This is a genomic window from uncultured Lutibacter sp., from assembly GCF_947495725.1.
GTDB lineage: Bacteria > Bacteroidota > Bacteroidia > Flavobacteriales > Flavobacteriaceae > Lutibacter.
This window is the reverse complement of the sequence record NZ_CANLZZ010000016.1, coordinates 1-1,027: the sequence shown is the minus strand read 5'-3', so window position 1 is coordinate 1,027 and position 1,027 is coordinate 1. Positions and strand designations below refer to the sequence as shown.

The following is a 1,027-nucleotide window of genomic DNA, read 5'->3' as shown; positions in this document are numbered from 1 at the left end:
ACTAAATGAAAAAAGTAGTAACATTTGGAGAAATCATGTTAAGATTGGCTCCACACGGATTTTTAAGATTTTCTCAGTCAACATCGTTTGATGTAATATATGGAGGAGGAGAATCTAACGTTGCAGTTTCACTAGCAAACTATGGAGTACCAGTAGACTTTATTACGCGCTTACCAAAAAATGACATTGGTGAATGTGCTATGATGGAAATGCGTAAAAGAGGAGTTAACTGTAATAATATTGTTTGGGGTGGAGACCGTTTAGGAATTTATTTTTTAGAAACTGGAGCAGTAAATAGAGGAAGTAAAGTAGTTTATGACCGTGCTCATTCTGCAATGGCTGAAATTCAACCAGGAATGGTAAATTGGGAAGAGGTTTTTGCTGGAGCTGATTGGTTTCACTGGACGGGTATTACTCCTGCTATTTCTCAAAGTTCTGCTGATGTTTGTTTAGAAGCTGTAAAAGCAGCTAGCAAATTAGGCTTAACAATTTCTACAGATTTAAATTACCGTCAAAAATTATGGAAGTATTGTGATGACGCTCATAGAGAGGTTGTTATGACAGAGTTAACATCTTACTGTGACATTATTTTAGGTAATGAAGAAGACGCTGAAAAACATTTCAATATTAAACCAGAAGGATTAGATATTACAACACAAGGAGAACACGTTAAAGGTGAGGCTTTCTTATCTGTATGTGATCAAATGTTAAAAAAATTCCCAAGAGCTAAAAAAGTAATTACAACATTAAGAGGTTCTATTTCTGCATCTCATAATACTTGGGCTGGGGTTTTATATGATGGTGAAAAATTATATGAATCTCCTCAATATCAAATCACCGATATTGTAGATAGAGTTGGTGGTGGTGATTCATTTATGGGTGGATTAATTTATGGTTTAATTGAATATGAAGGAGATGATCAAAAAGCATTGAATTTTGCCGTAGCTGCTTCGTGTTTAAAACACACTATTAAAGGTGATGCAAATTTAGCGACTATAGATGAAGTTAAAAAATTAATGGGTGGTGA

At 34.5% G+C, this 1,027-nt stretch carries 1 protein-coding gene; it reads left to right on the top strand.

Features of this window, described 5'->3' with window-relative positions:
• Positions 1 to 5: 5 nt before the first annotated feature.
• Positions 6 to 1,027: sugar kinase (locus tag Q0776_RS17715; protein WP_298371349.1), on the top strand; the 1,022-nt coding region annotated here is incomplete at its 3' end.